Below are 229 nucleotides of genomic sequence, written 5' to 3'. Positions count from 1 at the left end.
CGTGCGGCACCTTGAATGTGCTCACACCCGTGTGGCTGTCGCGCACCTGCAACAATGTCGCTTGCAAGCTGTTCGGAAAACCCGCCGCCGGGCCGCCGATCGGCAAGTTGTTTTCGATTACCCACGCGGTCTCGATCGCGGCGAACTCTTTCTGATCAGCCGCGTCTCGATCGTGATCCGGATGGCCGCTCAGTGTAAAGCGCAGTCCGGCGTCGATTCCTCGCAATCC

General features: G+C 61.1%; 1 pseudogene. It reads right to left on the bottom strand.

The features are described 5' to 3' along the window. Positions 1-229 (bottom strand): annotated as a pseudogene (locus SB771_RS37570) (type VI secretion system tip protein VgrG); the annotation flags it as partial.

Source organism: Burkholderia sp. SIMBA_051 (genome assembly GCF_046534915.1).
In the GTDB taxonomy this organism is placed as follows: domain Bacteria; phylum Pseudomonadota; class Gammaproteobacteria; order Burkholderiales; family Burkholderiaceae; genus Burkholderia; species Burkholderia ambifaria.
The sequence above is the reverse complement of the archived record's forward strand: the minus strand, read 5'-3'. Positions and strand labels throughout refer to the sequence as shown.